Below are 18,419 nucleotides of genomic sequence, written 5' to 3' on the forward strand. Positions count from 1 at the left end.
TGATTGCTGGTTCTGAGGTATTTGAAAAACTTATCAACATAGCTACATCGACATAAAAAGACAACTAAGGTATTAGCTGCCTTTTTGAGATATTTTTTTCATTGTTTTCGGAATTTCACAGCTAATCTGACTTGGTAAAACCACATAATGTTCTTGAGCTAGTTCTTGCGCGATAGCTGAATGAAGGTAGGTCGCTACCACCACTCTCTCATAGAGGCTTACTTGGTGAAACTGACCTGCAAAACCAGCAATCATCCCAGCCAAAGTATCTCCCATCCCACCAGTTGCTTGATAGGGGCCTCCAGCCTGTAACTGATAGTATTCAGGTTTGCCAGCTTGCCAGATACGAGTCGCTGGACCCTTCTCGACAAGAATCGTTCCTTGAGGAAAAGATGCAAGAGCTCTAGCAGTCATCTCTGTATTTTGATGTTCAAGAGCTGTGCCAGATAGTCTTTCCCATTCCTTTTGGTGGGGAGTTAGGATGAGCTGACTAGATGGGAATGGCAAATGAGCTTTTGCTAAGATGCCCAAAGCACCACCGTCTACAATCAAAATTTGTTCTTCTCTGAGACTGTAAAAGACTCGATTTACAAGTTCTTCTCCGAATACATTCTCTCGCAAACCCGGACCTAGCAAGATAACTTCTGCCTTCTCTAACTGTTCCTTTAGTAATGCTTTATCCTTTATAGAAAATGCCATAGCTTCAGGTAAATGGCTGTGCAGAGCTGGGATATTCTCCTTATCCGTGCCAACAGTCACCAAACCAGCCCCACTCTTAACAGCTGCAATGGCTGACATGATGATAGCACCCCCATAAGGATAGGTTCCTCCCAGCAAGAGCAGGCGACCGTAATCCCCCTTATGACTGTGACGTGGCCGTTCTACAATGACTTTTTCTAATAAAGCTTGATCAATCACTTTCATCGTTTTTTCCTCTCACTTCATTATACTACAAAAGGAGGCTCGAACCTCCTTCTACACTATTTTCCCTTAAATTCCGCAAAGGTCTGTAAGATTTTAGCTGCTACTGCTGGAGAAGGTTCTCCTTTTAGCTCAAACGTTTCATCCGCATATGAAGTAAGGCCAGCAAAATCTCCTATCTGGACTGAATAAAGAGACGTCTTAAACAGTTCAATATCGTTTTGGTCATTTCCAAAAGCGATGAAGTTCTCTCCACATAACTTTTCAACAGTTGTCGCCTTATGAGTATCCAAGGGATTAACATAAAGGCACTTTTCATGCGCATGATAGGAGAGATGAGCCTGCCCCAGTCTTTCTAACTGACCAAGCAGATCATCAAGCAACTCCTCGTGGTCACCCATATAAACGACTACCTTAATCGGAGTACCCAAGTCCTCAAGTTTCTGATGACGAGCTACCTTTAGGGGATCTACACTGGAGATAAATGGAATCTTCTCCACAATCTGACCACTATAGTCAAAGCAATCATCTACAAAGAAAGGGAGATTATAAGTCTGGCAATAATCCACTAGCGCATGATAAACTCTAGCATCGAGATTCCTTTCAAAGATAGCCTGCCCCAGATGATAGGCTACGCCACCATTCAATCCTATGACCAAGCGCTGACTGAGTTTAGGGCCTAATAAACCCAAGCAATCCCGATAAGAGCGGGCTGAGGCAAACACAAGCTCATGCCCATAATCTTCAGCCTTTAAAAGAACCTGCTTAATCTCCTCATCAATGGTCATGTAGTCAAAAGATAGCGTTCCATCCAGGTCAAATACGAATTTCATCTTCCTAGTCCTTGTTTAGTGTTCGAAGCGCTGCCTGATAGGTTTGCTCCATTAGCATGGTAATAGTCATAGGTCCAACTCCACCAGGTACAGGTGTGATGTGACTGGCAAGTGGTGCAACCGCATCATAATCAACATCTCCACAAAGCTTGCCATTTTCATCTCGGTTCATCCCAACGTCAATGACAACCGCTCCCGGTTTGACAAAGTCAGTAGTCACAAACTTAGCACGACCGATAGCAACCACCAGAATATCTGCTTTAGCAGCCACCTTGGCAAGGTGATGGGTGCGTGAGTGAGTCAAAGTCACAGTCGCATTTTTAGCCAAAAGAAGCTGAGCCATTGGTTTCCCAACGATATTGGAACGACCGATAACAACCGCATTTTTACCTTCCAACTCAATCCCATATTCATGAAACATCTCCATAATTCCTGCAGGTGTCGAAGGAATCATAACTGGATGACCAGACCATAGGCGACCCATGTTTAGCGGGTGGAAACCATCCACATCCTTTTCTGGGTCAATGGCTAACAAAACCGCCTCTTCATCGATATGTTTGGGTAAAGGTAACTGAACCAAAATCCCATGCCATGCTGAATCTTGATTATAGTTAGCAATCAAGTCCAACAATTCCGCTTGGGTAATGGTATCTGGAACTCGCACAACTTCACTACGGAAGCCAGCAGCAAGAGCTGACCGTTCCTTGTTGCGAACGTAGACTTGGCTGGCAGGATTGTCCCCCACCAAAATCACCACCAAGCCTGGAACTAGACCTGTTTCTTCTTTTAGTTTGGCAGTCTTTTCAGCCAACTGTCCTTGTAACTTAGCCGCAAGAGCCTTCCCATCAATAATCTGTGCCATATTTCTTCTCTTTTCTATCAAATATCTTCTATTATATCAAAAAATACCTTGGCATTCTAACACTTCTTGACTAATAGACCTTATAGTTTGAAACTATAAGAAAAAGCTCTTATCGAGCTTTTAGTACCTATTTATCTTAGGCAAGTCTATCATGCTTTCTTTTTGACCTTGGGAGCAGGCAAAACTTCGTACATATCCTTGATTAGTCTCATTAGAAATGACTTATCTTCAATGTCTTCTATCAAAATCATCTCCTTAGCTCCTTCATAAGGACATTCAAGCCTAGTCTGTCCCAGTTGATCCATGACCACCTTCACAGGCTTCAATAACAAACGATTATCATAGATTCCCCCAATAATCTTCCCACGATAATAAAGGATATACTCTCCCATCATTGGACGATAACTCATCTCCTCTAACTCCGATAGCTGATCGAGAATAAAGGTTAAATATTCCTTACTTGAAGCCATGATTTCTACTCCACTTCTTCTAAAAATGAGGTCTTACAAAACCTTACTCAAAAATTCCTTGGTCCGTTGTTCTTTTGTTTGATCGAAAATCTCCTCTGGCCTTCCATCTTCGACAACAACCCCATCCGCCATAAAGATAACACGGTCTGCCACCTCACGCGCAAAGCCCATTTCATGCGTCACAATCACCATGGTCATCCCCGACTTGGCGAGGTCTTGCATAACAGCTAAAACTTCTCCGACCATCTCAGGGTCTAGGGCTGAAGTCGGCTCATCAAAAAGCAAAACATCTGGTTCCATAGCAAGTCCACGTGCAATAGCAATCCGTTGTTGCTGACCACCTGACAAACTCTGTGGATAGGCCGTCGCCTTATCTGGCAAGCCAACTTTTTCTAATAGTTCCTGTGCTCTCTTCTCCGCAACTTCCTTGCTTTCACCTTTGGTTTTAATTGGTGATAAAGTGATATTTTCCATCACTGTCATATTGGGAAAGAGGTTGAATTGTTGGAATACCATGCCCATCTTTTCACGCATAGCAAAAAGGTCATTTTTCTTATCAGTGATATCAACTCCTTCAAAGATAACCTTTCCCTTACTTGCTTCCTCGAGAAGATTCATCGAACGAAGAAGGGTTGATTTCCCGCTCCCTGACGGACCGATAATTACCACAACTTCTCCTCGTTTAATCTCAAGGTCAATCCCTTTCAAGACTTCATTCTTCCCAAAAGACTTATGCAAGCCTTCTATTTTTATCAAGGTTTCTGTCATTATTTCTTGTCTCCTTGTCCAATGTAATTTTCAAATACCTTCAAAGCCACTGTCAAAACAGAAGTCATAATCAAGTAATAAAAGGCTGCAAATAAGAGAGGCGTTAAAGGTAGATAGGTCGTCGTTGCTACCGTTGTAGCTCCATTCCAAAGTTCCATGACTCCGATTGTTGACAAAAGCGAACTATCCTTGATAATGGTGATAAATTCATTTCCAAGAGCTGGAAGAATATTTTTGATAGCTTGTGGCAAAATGACATAACGCATAGCATTTTTGGGACGAATACCCAAGGAATAAGCCGCCTCCAATTGTCCTTTAGGAACTGCATTGATCCCTGCACGAACGGTTTCAGACACATAGGCACCACTATTCATCGAGATAATCAGAATACCTGGAATTAAGCGGGAAAGGTCCACACCTAAAATCCCTACTTGAATAGTGGGCGCATTGATATGCATGAGGGCAAAGGCAATCATAATCTGAACCATCATCGGAGTTCCACGGAAAATCCATACATAGACATTTGCAAACCAAACAAGCGGTTTAAAGCGTGATCGCTGAGCAAAGGCCAATAAGACACCTAGAATGGTACCGAAAAAGACTACCAGAATTGAAATCACTACCGTGATAAGAGCACCATAATTAAAATAAGGTAAATACTTTGGTAAAAAGGAAAAATTCATATAAACTCAGCTTTCTAAATATCAGATTGTATGATTATAACATGATTTGAATTAAAATTCAATATTTTTTCACTGGTTTTCACCAATAATTTTATGCAAAAGAGAAATAGCGAGAAATCTTAGTTTTTTCTAGTCAAGTCCCCGTGGTTTATGGTAAAATAGTAACGATAAGAAATGGAGGAGAATCATAATGGAATCACATTTGGTTAGAATCATCAACCGCCTAGAAGCTATGACAAAAGATGGCGGAAATCTAAAACGTAATTTTGAACGTGAAGGAGTTGTTGTTGCAGAAGTTGCTTACAGCTATGACGAAGAAAATGGATCACTCTTCACCCTTCGCGATGTTGAAGCACGTGAAACCTATACCTTTGATAGCATTGACTTGATTGCAATGGAGATCTACGAACTCCTTTACTAATAGAATAACAGCAGGGAAACCTGACTGATGAACGAGAATCCTTTTTGTCCCTGCAAATAGGATTTTTTCTTATTATCAGCAGGAGAAATTGCCATAAAGAACTTTCTCTCGAAATCTCCCTATCCCAATCTTTTTACTTGCTTTACACCTTAATCATGCTATAATGAGAATATAAAACTTTGACTATTTTTGACCTTTTGTCAGGCCAAGAATAAGAATGAAATGAGGTAGATGTATGCTCTGTCAAAACTGTAAAATAAACGACTCAACAATTCATCTGTATACCAATATCAATGGACAACAAAAGCAAATTGATCTCTGTCAAAATTGCTATAAAATTATCAAAACGGATCCAAACAATACCCTCTTTAAAGGAATGACTGACCTAAGCAATCGAGACTTTGATCCTTTTGGAGATTTTTTCAATGATTTGAATAATTTCAGGGCTTCTTCAAATAACGTTCCCCCAACTCAATCAGGTGGAGGATATGGGGGCGATGGGGGATATGGACCTCAAAACCGTGGTCCACTTCAAACACCTCCTAGCCAAGAAAGAGGACTCCTAGAGGAATATGGTATCAACGTAACTGAGATTGCCCGTCGTGGGGATATTGACCCTGTTATCGGTCGAGATGAGGAGATTATCCGTGTTATCGAAATCCTCAACCGTCGAACAAAAAACAATCCTGTCCTCATCGGAGAACCAGGTGTTGGTAAAACAGCCGTTGTTGAAGGTCTGGCTCAAAAAATTATCGATGGTGATGTTCCCCATAAACTCCAAGGCAAGCAGGTCATCCGTCTGGATGTGGTCAGTCTAGTCCAAGGGACAGGGATTCGAGGCCAATTTGAAGAACGCATGCAAAAGCTCATGGAAGAAATTCGCAAACGCGAGGACATCATTCTCTTTATCGACGAAATCCATGAAATTGTTGGTGCAGGGTCAGCAGGCGATGGCAATATGGATGCAGGAAATATCCTCAAACCTGCCCTTGCTCGTGGTGAGTTGCAATTGGTTGGCGCTACTACTCTTAATGAATACCGCATCATTGAAAAAGATGCTGCTTTGGAGCGCCGGATGCAGCCTGTCAAGGTAGATGAACCAACTGTCGAAGAAACCATTATCATCCTCAAAGGGGTTCAAAAGAAATACGAAGACTACCATCACGTCAAGTATACTGATGCTGCTATCGAAGCCGCTGCAAATCTTTCCAACCGCTACATCCAAGACCGCTTCTTGCCAGACAAGGCTATTGACCTTTTAGATGAAGCTGGTTCTAAGATGAATCTGACTCTGAACTTTGTCGATCCTAAAGTGATTGACCAGCGTTTAATAGAAGCTGAGAATCTCAAGGCTCAAGCTACACGGGAGGAAGACTTTGAAAAAGCTGCCTACTTCCGAGATCAGATTGCCAAGTACAAGGAAATGCAGAAAAACAAGGTGACCGATCAGGATACTCCTATCATTAGCGAGAAAACAATCGAACATATCATTGAGCAGAAAACCAATATCCCTGTTGGGGAGCTGAAAGAAAAAGAACAGTCTCAACTCATCCATCTAGCAGAAGACCTCAAGGCCCATGTTATCGGACAAGACGAGGCTGTCGATAAGATTGCCAAAGCCATCCGCCGTAATCGTGTTGGACTTGGAACTCCTAACCGCCCAATCGGAAGTTTCCTCTTTGTCGGACCAACTGGTGTCGGTAAGACAGAACTTTCCAAACAACTAGCCATTGAACTCTTTGGTTCTGCTGACAGCATGATTCGCTTTGATATGAGTGAATACATGGAAAAACACAGTGTGGCTAAATTAGTCGGAGCCCCTCCAGGTTATGTTGGCTACGATGAAGCGGGTCAGTTAACGGAAAAAGTTCGTCGTAATCCTTACTCTCTCATCCTTCTCGATGAAGTTGAAAAAGCTCACCCAGATGTCATGCACATGTTCCTTCAAGTCTTGGACGATGGTCGTTTGACAGATGGGCAAGGACGTACAGTTAGCTTCAAGGATGCCATCATCATCATGACTTCAAATGCTGGAACTGGTAAGGCCGAAGCCAGCGTTGGTTTTGGAGCTGCTCGTGAAGGTCGAACCAACTCTGTTCTCGGTGAACTCGGTAATTTCTTTAGCCCAGAATTTATGAACCGTTTTGACGGCATCATCGAATTCAAAGCTCTCAGCAAGGACAACCTCCTCCAAATCGTCGAACTCATGCTAGCAGATGTCAACAAACGCCTCTCTAGCAACAATATCCACCTTGATGTGACAGACAAGGTCAAGGAAAAGTTGGTTGACTTGGGATATGATCCAAAAATGGGGGCACGGCCACTCCGTCGTACCATTCAAGACCATATCGAGGACGCCATCACTGACTACTACCTTGAAAATCCAAGTGAAAAAGACCTCAAGGCAGTTATGACAAGCAATGGTAAGATTCAAATCAAATCTGCCAAAAAAACTGAAAAAATAGAAGAGATTGCTTCTGAAAAAGAAGAATAAAACTATATAACAGGTGCAGGAAGTCTATCATTTTCTGCACTTTTTTACTAAAATAACTGTAAATTCTTGACAGCTTGCCCCTCGTCCATTATGATAATAATAAAGATACTAGAGAATGAGGAAAATGCAATGGCAAACCCAACTTTTGGTGAAAAGAAAGAGAATGTGACCTACCAGCACCGCTATGGTGTTTACGCAGTTATTCCTGATCCAGAAAAAAAACAAATTGTCTTAGTTCAAGCTCCCAATGGTGCTTGGTTCTTGCCAGGTGGAGAGATTGAAGCAGGCGAAGACCATCAAGAAGCACTGAAGAGAGAACTAATCGAAGAACTTGGCTTTACAGCTGAAATCGGAACCTATTTCGGACAAGCTAATGAGTATTTTTACTCTCGCCACCGTGACACCTACTACTATAATCCAGCTTATCTCTACGAAGCTATTTCTTTCGAGGAAGTACAAAAACCTTTAGAAGACTTTAATCATATTGCTTGGTTTCCTATTGACGAGGCAATAGAAAAACTTAAACGTGGTAGCCATAAATGGGGAATTGAAGCTTGGAAAATTCAGCATAGAATTGACTAAAATACACGATTTCATCCAAAAAGTGCTATAATAGAGTTAGAAAATCGGAGGAACTATTATGAAGCTTATCAACACGACTAATTCACACTCGCAACTTGTTAAAAGTCAGCTAGAAAGTACTGACGCGACCCTTGTTGAGGTCTATTCCGCAGGAAACACAGATGTGATTTTCACACAAGCTCCGCTTCACTATGAAATCCTCATTTCCAACAAACACCGCGCTATTCGTGAACCAGAAATCGAAACCATCCAAGACTTCTTCATGAAGCGCAAAATTGATAAAGATAAGATCGATGAAGCCAATATCAAGACGCTTTATTCAGATAAATTGATTGAAATTTCTATTCCTACAAAATAAGAAAGCCAGCTCTAAGCTGGTTTTCTTTTGCAAAAAAGCTTGGTAACATTACCAAGCTTTTTCATTTTATTTCACAGCTTCTTTCAAAGCATCTACCTTGTCCAAACGTTCCCACGGAAGGTCAATATCTGTACGTCCCATGTGTCCATAAGCCGCTGTTTGACGGTAAATTGGACGTTTGAGGTCTAGCATTTGGATAATTCCTGCTGGGCGAAGGTCAAAGATTTGACGCGCTGCTTTTTCAAGCTTGCTTTCAGCTACTGTTCCTGTACCAAAAGTATCGATACGAACAGAAACAGGCTGGGCAACACCGATAGCGTAGGCCAATTGCACTTCTGCCTTCTTAGCAAGACCTGCTGCAACGATATTTTTAGCAATGTAGCGAGCTGCATAAGAGGCTGAACGGTCCACTTTAGTCGCATCCTTACCAGAGAAGGCACCACCACCATGACGAGAGTAGCCACCATAAGTATCCACGATAATTTTACGACCAGTCAAACCTGAGTCTCCTTGAGGTCCACCGATTACGAAACGACCAGTCGGATTAATGAAGAATTTTGTTTGTTCATCCAAGTAAGAGGCTGGAATCACTTCCTTAATCACCTTGTTAATAACGTCCTCGTGGATTTGTTCATTGCTAACTTCTGGATCGTGCTGAGTTGAAATAACGACTGTGTCCACACGTACCGGACGGTCATTTTCATCATACTCAACTGTAACTTGTGATTTTGCATCTGGGCGAAGATAGCTGATTTCACCAGACTTACGAAGTTCTGCTAAACGACGAACCAACTTGTGGCTAAGTGAGATTGGTAAAGGCATGAGTTCTTCAGTTTCATCCACCGCAAATCCAAACATAAGACCTTGGTCTCCAGCACCAATCAAGTCCAGTGGATCTTGATCTGCATTCCCACGAACCTCCAAGGCTTCGTTAACTCCTTGGGCGATGTCTGGTGACTGCTCAACAAGTGACGGATGAACTCCCACCGTCTCAGCAGAAAAACCATACTCTGTATTGGTGTAACCAATCTCTGCAATGGTATCACGAACCACACGGTTAATATCCACATAGGCATTTGTAGAAATTTCACCAAAAACGTGGACTGAACCAGTATACACAGCAGTCTCAGCAGCAACGTGCGCTTCTGGATCCTCTGCTAAAATAGCATCCAAAATCGCATCTGAAATTTGGTCTGCAATCTTATCCGGATGCCCCTCAGATACAGATTCAGACGTGAATAATTTACGTTCTGACATAAAAATGTCCCCCCTTAAAAAATATTGTTATAGAGTTACAAAGTACTGATAGATATTTCTATAGTCTAAGAGTTACGACGCGAAAGAAATAAAAACGATACTTTTTTATTTCTGAAGCTAGTAAGGCGCATAGGGTGACCGCATTATAGCGGCAACCGTAGAAGGACGAGTGACTTTGGAGCCGTCATTCTCTGCGAGTTACGAAGCGAAAGAAATAAAACGATACTTTTTTATTTCTGAAGCTAGTAAGGCGCATAGGGTGACCGCATTATAGCGGCAACCGTAGAAGGACGAGTGACTTTGGAGCCGTCATTCTCTGCGAGTTACGAAGCGAAAGAAATAAAACGATACTTTTTTATTTCTGAAGCTAGTAAGGCGCATAGGGTGACCGCATTATAGCGGCAACCGTAGAAGGACGAGTGACTTTGGAGCCGTCATTCTTTGCGAGTTACAAAGTACTGATAGAAATTTCTACCATCTTATCGGGACTATATAACCTTATCATTATACCACTTTTTACTATTTTTTGCAGTATTTTTGAAAATTCATAAAACGAAGTTAAAAAAAGGAGCTATGTAGCTCCTTTTTTATCCTTAAAATGTTTGGCGTTTGGCTTTCCGTTCAGCACGGCCACGTGCGCGATTTTCAGCACGCTTGGTTTTGCGACGTTTTTCATCCACCGCCCATTGAATCTTCTTCTTATAGCCTGGTTTGACTTTTTTCTTTTTCTTTTTAACCAAGCCAATCATTTCAATATCAAGCTTATCCTGCTTCTTTTCACGGTTGGCACGACGGTCACGGTCATAGGTATCTTGAAACTCTCCGTCTTTGACCATCTTCGGAGTAAACTTGATCCCTAATTTTTCCAACTCACGGATATCCGAGTCATCACTTGGCTGGTAAAGGGTGATAGCTGTACCAGGTAAACCATTACGTCCAGTACGTCCCACACGGTGGATAAAGAAGGACAAGTCTTGCGGAATGGCATCATTGATGACATGACTGACACCTTCAATATCAATTCCACGCGCTGCCAAGTCCGTTGCGACAATGTACTCAAAATCCAGATTTTTCACCTGATTCATGATTCGCTTGCGTTCACGAGGAGCAATATCCCCATGAATCTTAGCCACCTTCAATCCTTGAGCAGTCAAATAAGAATGCAATTCATCTGCACGCGTTTTTGTGTTAACAAAAATCATTGCTAAATAAGGCTGCATCAACTGGGTCAGCTCGTAAATTTGAGCATTCTTGTCGCGGCCCTTGGTCGAAATCAACCAATTATCGATCGTATCTGAGATAACTGTCTTAGTCTTGATTTTTTCCATGACAGGATTTGACAAATATTTTTTCAAGAAGGGCTGCAACTTCTGTGGAATAGTTGCTGAAAAGACCATGAATTGCAAGTCTTTTGGAAGGCTTCCTGCAATCTTGTCAACTGTCTCCAAGAATCCCATATCTAAGGTCATATCGGCTTCATCGACAACAAAAGTCTTAGCCTTGTGAATAGCCAAATCACCAGATTTGACCAAGTCATAGATACGCCCTGGCGTTCCGATAACGATATGTGGTTGGTTGCTGGCAAGTTTTTCAATCTGACGCGCCTTATCCGTACCGCCAACATAGTTAACCACACGGACTTCGACATCTGAGTGGGCCGCAATCTGACGAGCTGCTTGGTAAATCTGAGTAGCTAACTCACGACTTGGAGCCGTAATGACCGCTTGCACACTATCACTAGTTTCATCTAATTGCTGGAAAATGGGCAACAAAAAAGTATGAGTCTTTCCTGAACCTGTTTTTGACTCACCGACCAAGTCTCGACCTGCTAAGACAATAGGAATTAACTTATCCTGTACCTCTGTCGGAGTTGTAAACTTCAACTCCTCCAAAGCCTTTTCTATATAGTTTTTAAACTGAAATTTCGTAAATGACATATTATCCTCAATTCTATTCATTTAACCATTATACCATATTTTGAACATTTTCAGTAGTCCAACTCATCTGGCCTACCACAAGGCTATCAATTTCTCCAAATACCTCTCTTAGACTTGAAATCACACATTTTGATTTCTACCCAAAATACAAAAAGAGAAGACCAAATTGGTCTTCTCTCAGCCTTAAAACTTGTGACTCAGATAGATTTGTCAAACAGTCAACTACCTGCTTAATAATCTTATAAAAGTCGATATACTCTAGATGAAATCAGTACTTAATCATCTTTCCGCTTGCGACCAAGAAGTAATGCTCCTAAACCTGCAAGAAGAGAGCTAGTCATTAACCCAGTGAGTGAAAGTGGTGCAGTGCTACCTGTATTTGGCAATGTAGCTTGTTTTGCTTTTTCTCCTGCCGGACTTTGAGCTGGTGGATTCTCTTCAGGTTTTCTTGGTTGAAGTCTATTTGCCTGATTATTATCAGCTCCCTGCTCTCCCCCTGGGTTCACTGGTGGAACTGGATTTGGTTGCGGCTGCGGCTGTGGCGCTGGTTCCGGCTGTGGCGCTGGTTCTGGTTGTGGCTGCGGTTGCGGTTGCGGACTAGGAGCTTGCTTAGCTTCAAAGGTCCATTTGCCGATGAAGGTTAGATTTGCTCCCTCTTCCACTTCTTGATAACCTAGGAATATCCATGTACCATTTGCAACAGCAACTTCTACAGGCATTGGTGCTTCTGGAACGAAAGCAATCGCTGCAGAAGAACTTGTGGTATATGTTCCACTTTGTGGAAGTAAGCTCAATACTTCTGCTGGCAAGTTGTTGTCTGCTGTAGCACTCTCGAAGCGGTAAGTCACCGTATAGGTTTCAGTTACCGGTGCAGGCAAAACAGTAACTGGTACAGGAACTTCAGTAGAAGAACCATCTGGATAATCAACTCGTACTTTACCTGTGTAAGTTCCTGGTTTTGTTGTGTCAATTTGACCTGCAGGTGTGATATCAACTACCTTAGTGCCAGATGGAAGGCTTGACAAGTTCGTCACATTATCGGTCAAGTCAGGTGTTTGTCCAACCTTGATAGTTTCTTCCGTTACTTGAGGCGTATAAGTTTCAGCATTTGTCGGATTCGCCTTGAATTCCCACTTACCTAGGAAGGCTATGTCAGCCTTGTTGACAACAGCGTTAGCTGCATCATAGCCCTTGAAGGTCCATGTGCCGTCGTTCACTGGATCTGTATAGGTCGTTTGCGCTGGTTGCTGAGCTGAAACAGAGTCACCATTCACATAAGTTGCACTGTCACTTGGAGTCAAAGCGGTGATGCCTGCTGGAAGAGCTTTACCTGATGTTGCACTTGCGAAACTGTAAGTAGCTTGATACTTGTTAGCTACAAATTCCCATTTACCGACAAACTCAACATTGGCCTTATTAACAACTACGCTAGTCACATCATAGCCCTTGAAGGTCCAAGTGCCATCGTTCACTGTGTCTGTGTAGGTTGTTTGCGCTGGTTGCTGAGCTGAAACAGAGTCACCATTCACATAAGTTGCACCGTCACTTGGAAGTAGCGTTGCGATACCTGCTGGAAGTTGCTTACCTGCCGTTGCGCTCTCGAAGCGATAAGTAGTTTGGTACTTGTTAGCTACAAATTCCCATTTACCGACGAAGGATACATTGGCCTTGTTGACGACTGCATTGTCTGCGTCGTAACCCTTGAAGGTCCAAGTGCCGTCGTTCACACTATCTGTGTAAGTGGTTTGCGCTGGTTGCTCAGCGGAAACAGAGGCACCATTCACATAAGTTGCACTGTCGCTTGGAAGCAGCGTTGCGATACCTGCTGGAAGTTGCTTACCTGCTGTTTCACTCTCGAAGCGGTAAGTAGCTTGGTACTTGTTGGCTTCAAAGGTCCAGTTACCGACGAAGGATACATTGGCCTTGTTGACAACAGCGCTAGCTGCGTCATAACCCTTGAAGGTCCATGTGCCGTCATTCACACTATCTGTGTAGGTCGTTTGAGATGGTTGTTGAGCTGAAACAGAGGCACCATTCACATAAGTTGCACTGTCGCTTGGAAGCAGCGTTGCGATACCTGCTGGAAGTTGCTTACCTGATGTTGCACTTGCGAAACTGTAAGTAGCTTGGTACTTGTTAGCTTCAAAGAACCATTTTCCTACAAACTCTACATCGGACTTGTTGACAACGGCGCTAGCTGCGTCGTAACCCTTGAAGGTCCATGTGCCGTCGTTCACAGTATCTGTGTAAGTGGTTTGGGATGGTTGTTGAGCGGAAACAGAGGCACCATTCACATATCTTGCACTGTCACTTGGGGTTAATGCTGCGATGGCTGCTGGAAGAGTCTTACCTGCTGTTGCGCTCTCGAAGCGGTAAGCTGCTTGGTACTTGTTGGCTTCAAAGGCCCATGTACCTACAAACTCCACATTTGCCTTGTTCACGACTGCATTGGCTGCGTCGTAACCCTTGAAGGTCCAGATGCCGTCGTTCACTGCGTCGGTGTAAGTGGTTTGAGATGGTTGCTGAGCGGAAACAGAGGCACCATTCACATAAGTTGCACTGTCACTTGGAGCCAATGCTGCAATGGCTGCTGGAAGTGCTTTTCCTGCTGTCTCACTCTCGAAGCGGTAAGTAGCTTGATACTTGTTAGCTTCAAAGGACCATTTTCCTACAAACTCCACATTTGCCTTGTTCACGACTGCATTGGCTGCGTCGTAACCCTTGAAGGTCCAAGTGCCGTCGTTCACTGCGTCGGTGTAAGTGGTTTGAGATGGTTGCTGAGCGGAAACAGAGGCACCATTCACATAAGTTGCACTGTCACTTGGAGTCAAGGCTGCGATGGCTGCTGGAAGAGCTTGACCTGCTGTCTCACTCTCGAAGCGGTAACTTGCTTGATACTTGTTAGCTTCAAAGGCCCATTTTCCTACAAACTCTACATTTGCCTTGTTGACCACAGCGCTAGCTGCGTCGTAACCCTTGAAGGTCCAGATGCCGTCGTTCACTGCGTCGGTGTACGTGGTTTGAGATGGTTGTTGAGCGGAAACAGAGGCACCATTCACATAAGTTGCACTGTCACTTGGAGTCAAGGCTGTGATGGCTGCTGGAAGAGATTTCCCTGATGTTGCGCTCTCGAAGCGGTAAGTAGCTTGATACTTGTTAGCTTCAAACTTCCACTTACCTGTGAAAGTCAAATCAGATTTTTTCACAATCTTACTTTTGGCATCGTAACCAACGAAAGTCCAGGTACCATCGTTCATATCATCTTTGTAAGTCGTTTTAGTCAACTCTTCTGGTACAACTTTTTGCATGTTGTAATAGCTTGAGCTGTCTTTTGGTGCTTTCTTCTGGATAAATTCAGGCAAATCAACACCAGATGTAACACTTACAAAAGTATAGCTTACATGATGCGGTCTAGGCGTCACTTCCCAGATACCCGTAAATGTCACGCGCTTGCCATTATAGGTCGCATTCTTCTGATCATAACCTTTGAAGGTCCAGACATAATCTTTTTCTTCGTCGACTACTGATTCTTTAGCAGGTTGTTTGGCTATAATGATGTCACCAACCTTATAAGAAGCCTCATCATTTGGAAGCATTCCCAAAATACTTTGTGGCAATGGAACACCTGCTTTAGATGATTTGAATACATATTCTGGATTTGGAGTAGGCACCCAGCTTCCAAGGAAAGTCTGTCTGCCTTTTCCTACAACAATTTTTTCTTTATCGTATCCTGCAAATGTCCAAGTCACTTTATTCGCTGTATCAACATAAGTCGTTTCACTTGGTTGTTCAGCCAGAATTTCCTTAGGATATAACTTGTAATCATAAGGATTTTTCGGAGTCAACTTGGTGATATGATCTGGTAGTGCGAAAGCAGGATTAGTTGATTGGAACTGATAATCTATACCATTTGGCGTAAAGCTCCAAGCTCCTGTGATGGTCTTCACTTTCGTACCTGCAATGGCTTTTCCGTATTTATCCGCATCAAAACCATGGAAGGTCCATGTACCTGTCGGAACAGTTACTGTGGTGGTGTCAAGTTTGCTTGCATCTTTGTAATCATCAGCTCGTGCAACGAAATCAGTGCCAGCTGGAAGCATGTCGCGAATCTTATTTGGAAGAGGATACGCAGGAGTCGAGTTAGTAAATTTATACTCCACTCTATAGATCGTATCAGACTGATTGGTAGGAACCAAAATCCATTTCCCTCTAAAGATAACGTCTCCTGCCCCGACTGTTTTCACACGTGGAGAAATAGTCGTATTATCATCTTCATAGTAGTCATCAAATACCCAAGTCCCTCGGCCATCAGGATCCTCAAATCTTGTTTTAGACGGCATTTTAACGCGAGCTTTTTCACCCTTGACAAATTCTCTTTCGTAAGTGATTAAATTATACAAAGTTGATGGCGGATAGATCGTTTGACCAGAATCATCTTTTGAATCTGTATAGAAGTCATAATAAACACTACGCTTGGTCGGTTCAAAGACCCAGTGGAGTGTGTAAGTAGAGTCCTCATCATCAGATGGTTTTTCTATCTTCTCAGGAGCAATAAACTTCCATGTACCATCATTATCATCATCTGTGTATGTATAGAAACTTTCAATGACATATCTAACATTATCAGAATAATCTTTCGGAGATGTCGTGATAGAAGCTGGAATTTGCGCCTTCAGATCATTCGGAATAGCCTTCCCTGGGGTATCACTGACAAAGTCAAAGGAAACAGTCTTATCTCTGTGTGGTGTGAAGGACCATTTACCTGTAAAGAGAACTTTATCTTGATTAACTACCTTGCTATTAGCGTCATAGCCATTAAATTTCCAAGTACCCTCGTTATCAAAGTCCATGTAGGTCGTCTCACGTGGATATTCCACATATACAGTATCGCCATTATCGTAAGTATTTGTATTACTTGGCGTCAAGGCCTTAACTGCAGCTGGTAGAGATCGACTAGGATCTGAGCTAACAAACTCATAGTTTTCTGAGTACTTATCCGCTACAAAAGTCCAAGTACCTGTAAACTTAAGGTTCCATCCTTTATGATCCCACTCACTTACTGGTTTTTCAGTAAAATCGTAGCCTGTAAAGGTCCAGGTACCCTTGTTAACTGCATCATAGTAGGACTCTTGAGTCGGTCTAACAGACTGAACCATCTCACCTTTCGGGTATTGCTTTCTCTTTGCATACTCCCATTCAGGCATATCTACCGGCTTCAGATTATTGATCTCAGCAGGTAGTGCTTTGCCAGCCGTTCCACTGAGAAACTCATAAGTCGGTTTCCGAGGAACCCCTTTAAATACAAACTCCAATGGTATTGTAACTTTTGGTATTTCCCCATATGTAGCCGCCCGCTCTAGTTCACGACTGAAGGTTAAATCTACTACATCTTCCTCAAAGGTCCAATTTCCTTCATTTTCCGCATCATAAAAGGGTTTGTAGACACCTTGAACTTCATCGTAGCGAAGCAAGGCTGCTACCGTATCCCGTATATCTTTAGGTAAATGCTCATCACGTTTATCAAACTGATTGAGAGAAAGCTTGTAATCGTATAGCTTACTTTCTAGATCTTTTATCTCCTTAGGAAGAGGTAATTTATATTCGTCACGTGAGGTCTTAGGACTACTTGGTAAATGATAAAAATTCTCAAAATCGTGTTGGTTCATAGGCTTGTAGGATACAGTGACATCCTCAAAGTATTTCCAAGTTCCTACGAACTCTACATCGCCATTGTTTGCCACTTTACTTGGAGCATCAAAGCCAGTCAAAGCCCAATAGCCTTTTCGGTTAGGATATTCTTCTGAAGTATAAAAAACATAGTGAAATTCTTGTGCTTTTACTACTTCACCCTCAGCAAATCTTCTTTTATCTTCTGGACTCCAATTTGCAACATAAGATGGCGGAGTTGTTCCTGGTGAACCATTAACCGCTCTATAGGTAGCCTTGTATGGTGTCGGTGTGAATTCCCACTTACCTGTAAAGAAGACATCATCTTTGTCAATCACCTGACTATCATAGTCATAGCCCTTAAAGGTCCATCTACCACTTCCATCATTCTCTACATAAGTTGTTTCAGTTGGCTGGATGGCCTTTACTTTATCGCCCTTTTTGTAGATTTTTGTGTCTTCTGGCTTCAAGTAGTTCAGAGTAAGCGGAGTTGTTTTTCCTGGTGTAGCACTTTCAAACTCATAAAGTGCTGAGCGAGGAGTTTTATCCTTGTCTGGGATGAACTTCGGATTTTTATCACGAAGACCAGAATTGACAAAGTTCACGAGATTGCGATAAATTTTATCAATTTCTTCTTGCTTTGTCGCAGTTTGAAGCACGCTATCAGCAGCTGCCATCACGCCGTTCAAGATTTCTAGACTATCGTCTGTCTTACTTGAAAAGTCCTTGCTACGCAACTCTTTGAGGTAGTTTTCCAAAGCGCTCTTATTGAGACTAGCATTTGCTGACGCTGGTTGAGCAGTGATTGCAGCTGGCTGGCTTGTGCCTGTAGCTGGCTGAGCATTTTTAAAAGCAGTCGAATCTGTTGCTTGACTTGTCTCTGTCGCAGCAGGTGCAGCAGACTTCAAAGCAACTTGGCTTTCTTTCTGAGGCTCTGCTTGCTCTATTGTAGAAGAGCCCACCGAGACCTGATTTTCTGCTTTATTCTCCACTTGTTCAGTAGTTGCAAGCTCATCAGCTTGAGTTACTTGAGCGGCTCCAAGCGCCGCAGGCGCAAACAAAAATCCAATCGCAAGTGACACAGTAGCAACTGATAATTTGCGGATTGAATATTTTATCTTTCTATCCTGAAAAAACATTCCAGTCCTCCTTTTATTTCATAATTT

13 protein-coding genes are annotated in these 18,419 nt (G+C 42.7%); 4 read left to right on the forward strand and 9 right to left on the reverse strand.

Annotated features, from left to right (window positions below; all coding sequences use genetic code 11):
• Positions 1-72: 72 nt before the first annotated feature.
• From EJF26_RS04400 to EJF26_RS04425, 6 genes are all read right to left on the reverse strand, one after another.
• Positions 73-924, reverse strand: coding sequence for an NAD(P)H-hydrate dehydratase (locus EJF26_RS04400; protein WP_000863014.1), 852 nt, complete (start codon positions 922-924; stop codon positions 73-75).
• 56 nt (positions 925-980) lie between these two features.
• The gene (locus tag EJF26_RS04405) at positions 981-1,754 is read right to left on the reverse strand and encodes an HAD hydrolase family protein (RefSeq protein WP_000673615.1); all 774 of its coding nucleotides are present in this window, start codon (positions 1,752-1,754) and stop codon (positions 981-983) included.
• Between the two features lie 4 nt (positions 1,755-1,758).
• A complete protein-coding gene (locus tag EJF26_RS04410) occupies positions 1,759-2,616 on the reverse strand; it encodes a bifunctional methylenetetrahydrofolate dehydrogenase/methenyltetrahydrofolate cyclohydrolase (RefSeq protein WP_000057222.1) in 858 nt (285 codons plus the stop codon).
• 149 nt (positions 2,617-2,765) lie between these two features.
• Positions 2,766-3,086 (reverse strand): TfoX/Sxy family protein, encoded by a 321-nt coding sequence (locus tag EJF26_RS04415; RefSeq protein WP_000168540.1) that lies wholly within the window; start codon positions 3,084-3,086, stop codon positions 2,766-2,768.
• Positions 3,087-3,119: 33 nt separating this feature from the next.
• Positions 3,120-3,854 carry an amino acid ABC transporter ATP-binding protein gene (locus tag EJF26_RS04420; RefSeq protein ID WP_000140929.1) on the reverse strand — a complete coding sequence of 245 codons (735 nt, stop codon included), beginning with the start codon at positions 3,852-3,854 and terminating at the stop codon, positions 3,120-3,122.
• A complete protein-coding gene (locus EJF26_RS04425) occupies positions 3,854-4,537 on the reverse strand; it encodes an amino acid ABC transporter permease (protein WP_001011627.1) in 684 nt (227 codons plus the stop codon). The genes EJF26_RS04420 and EJF26_RS04425 overlap by 1 nt, the downstream gene beginning before the upstream one ends.
• 190 nt (positions 4,538-4,727) lie before the next feature.
• Here EJF26_RS04425 and EJF26_RS04430 point away from each other — a divergent pair, with 190 nt between their 5' ends.
• The 4 genes from EJF26_RS04430 to EJF26_RS04445 all read left to right on the forward strand — a co-directional run bounded on the left by EJF26_RS04430 (position 4,728) and on the right by EJF26_RS04445 (position 8,392).
• Positions 4,728-4,958 carry a DUF1797 family protein gene (locus EJF26_RS04430; RefSeq protein WP_000443579.1) on the forward strand — a complete coding sequence of 77 codons (231 nt, stop codon included), beginning with the start codon at positions 4,728-4,730 and terminating at the stop codon, positions 4,956-4,958.
• Between the two features lie 235 nt (positions 4,959-5,193).
• The gene (locus EJF26_RS04435) at positions 5,194-7,452 is read left to right on the forward strand and encodes an ATP-dependent Clp protease ATP-binding subunit (protein WP_000882494.1); all 2,259 of its coding nucleotides are present in this window, start codon (positions 5,194-5,196) and stop codon (positions 7,450-7,452) included.
• A gap of 129 nt (positions 7,453-7,581) precedes the next feature.
• The gene (locus EJF26_RS04440) at positions 7,582-8,034 is read left to right on the forward strand and encodes an NUDIX hydrolase (protein WP_000013090.1); all 453 of its coding nucleotides are present in this window, start codon (positions 7,582-7,584) and stop codon (positions 8,032-8,034) included.
• Positions 8,035-8,092: 58 nt separating this feature from the next.
• Positions 8,093-8,392 carry a DUF1827 family protein gene (locus EJF26_RS04445; RefSeq protein ID WP_000767190.1) on the forward strand — a complete coding sequence of 100 codons (300 nt, stop codon included), beginning with the start codon at positions 8,093-8,095 and terminating at the stop codon, positions 8,390-8,392.
• Positions 8,393-8,458: 66 nt separating this feature from the next.
• On the opposite strand, the gene metK is transcribed toward EJF26_RS04445, so the two are convergent.
• The 3 genes from metK to EJF26_RS04465 all read right to left on the reverse strand — a co-directional run bounded on the left by metK (position 8,459) and on the right by EJF26_RS04465 (position 18,392).
• A complete protein-coding gene (gene metK, locus EJF26_RS04450; RefSeq protein ID WP_000003910.1) occupies positions 8,459-9,649 on the reverse strand; it encodes a methionine adenosyltransferase in 1,191 nt (396 codons plus the stop codon).
• Between the two features lie 593 nt (positions 9,650-10,242).
• The gene (locus EJF26_RS04460; RefSeq protein WP_004246805.1) at positions 10,243-11,586 is read right to left on the reverse strand and encodes a DEAD/DEAH box helicase; all 1,344 of its coding nucleotides are present in this window, start codon (positions 11,584-11,586) and stop codon (positions 10,243-10,245) included.
• Between the two features lie 275 nt (positions 11,587-11,861).
• Entirely contained in the window at positions 11,862-18,392 is a 6,531-nt protein-coding gene (locus EJF26_RS04465) for an SHIRT domain-containing protein (protein ID WP_000465977.1), read from the reverse strand.
• Positions 18,393-18,419 lie beyond the last annotated feature (27 nt).

It is taken from the genome of Streptococcus oralis subsp. dentisani (assembly GCF_007475365.1).
In the GTDB taxonomy this organism is placed as follows: domain Bacteria; phylum Bacillota; class Bacilli; order Lactobacillales; family Streptococcaceae; genus Streptococcus; species Streptococcus mitis_AX.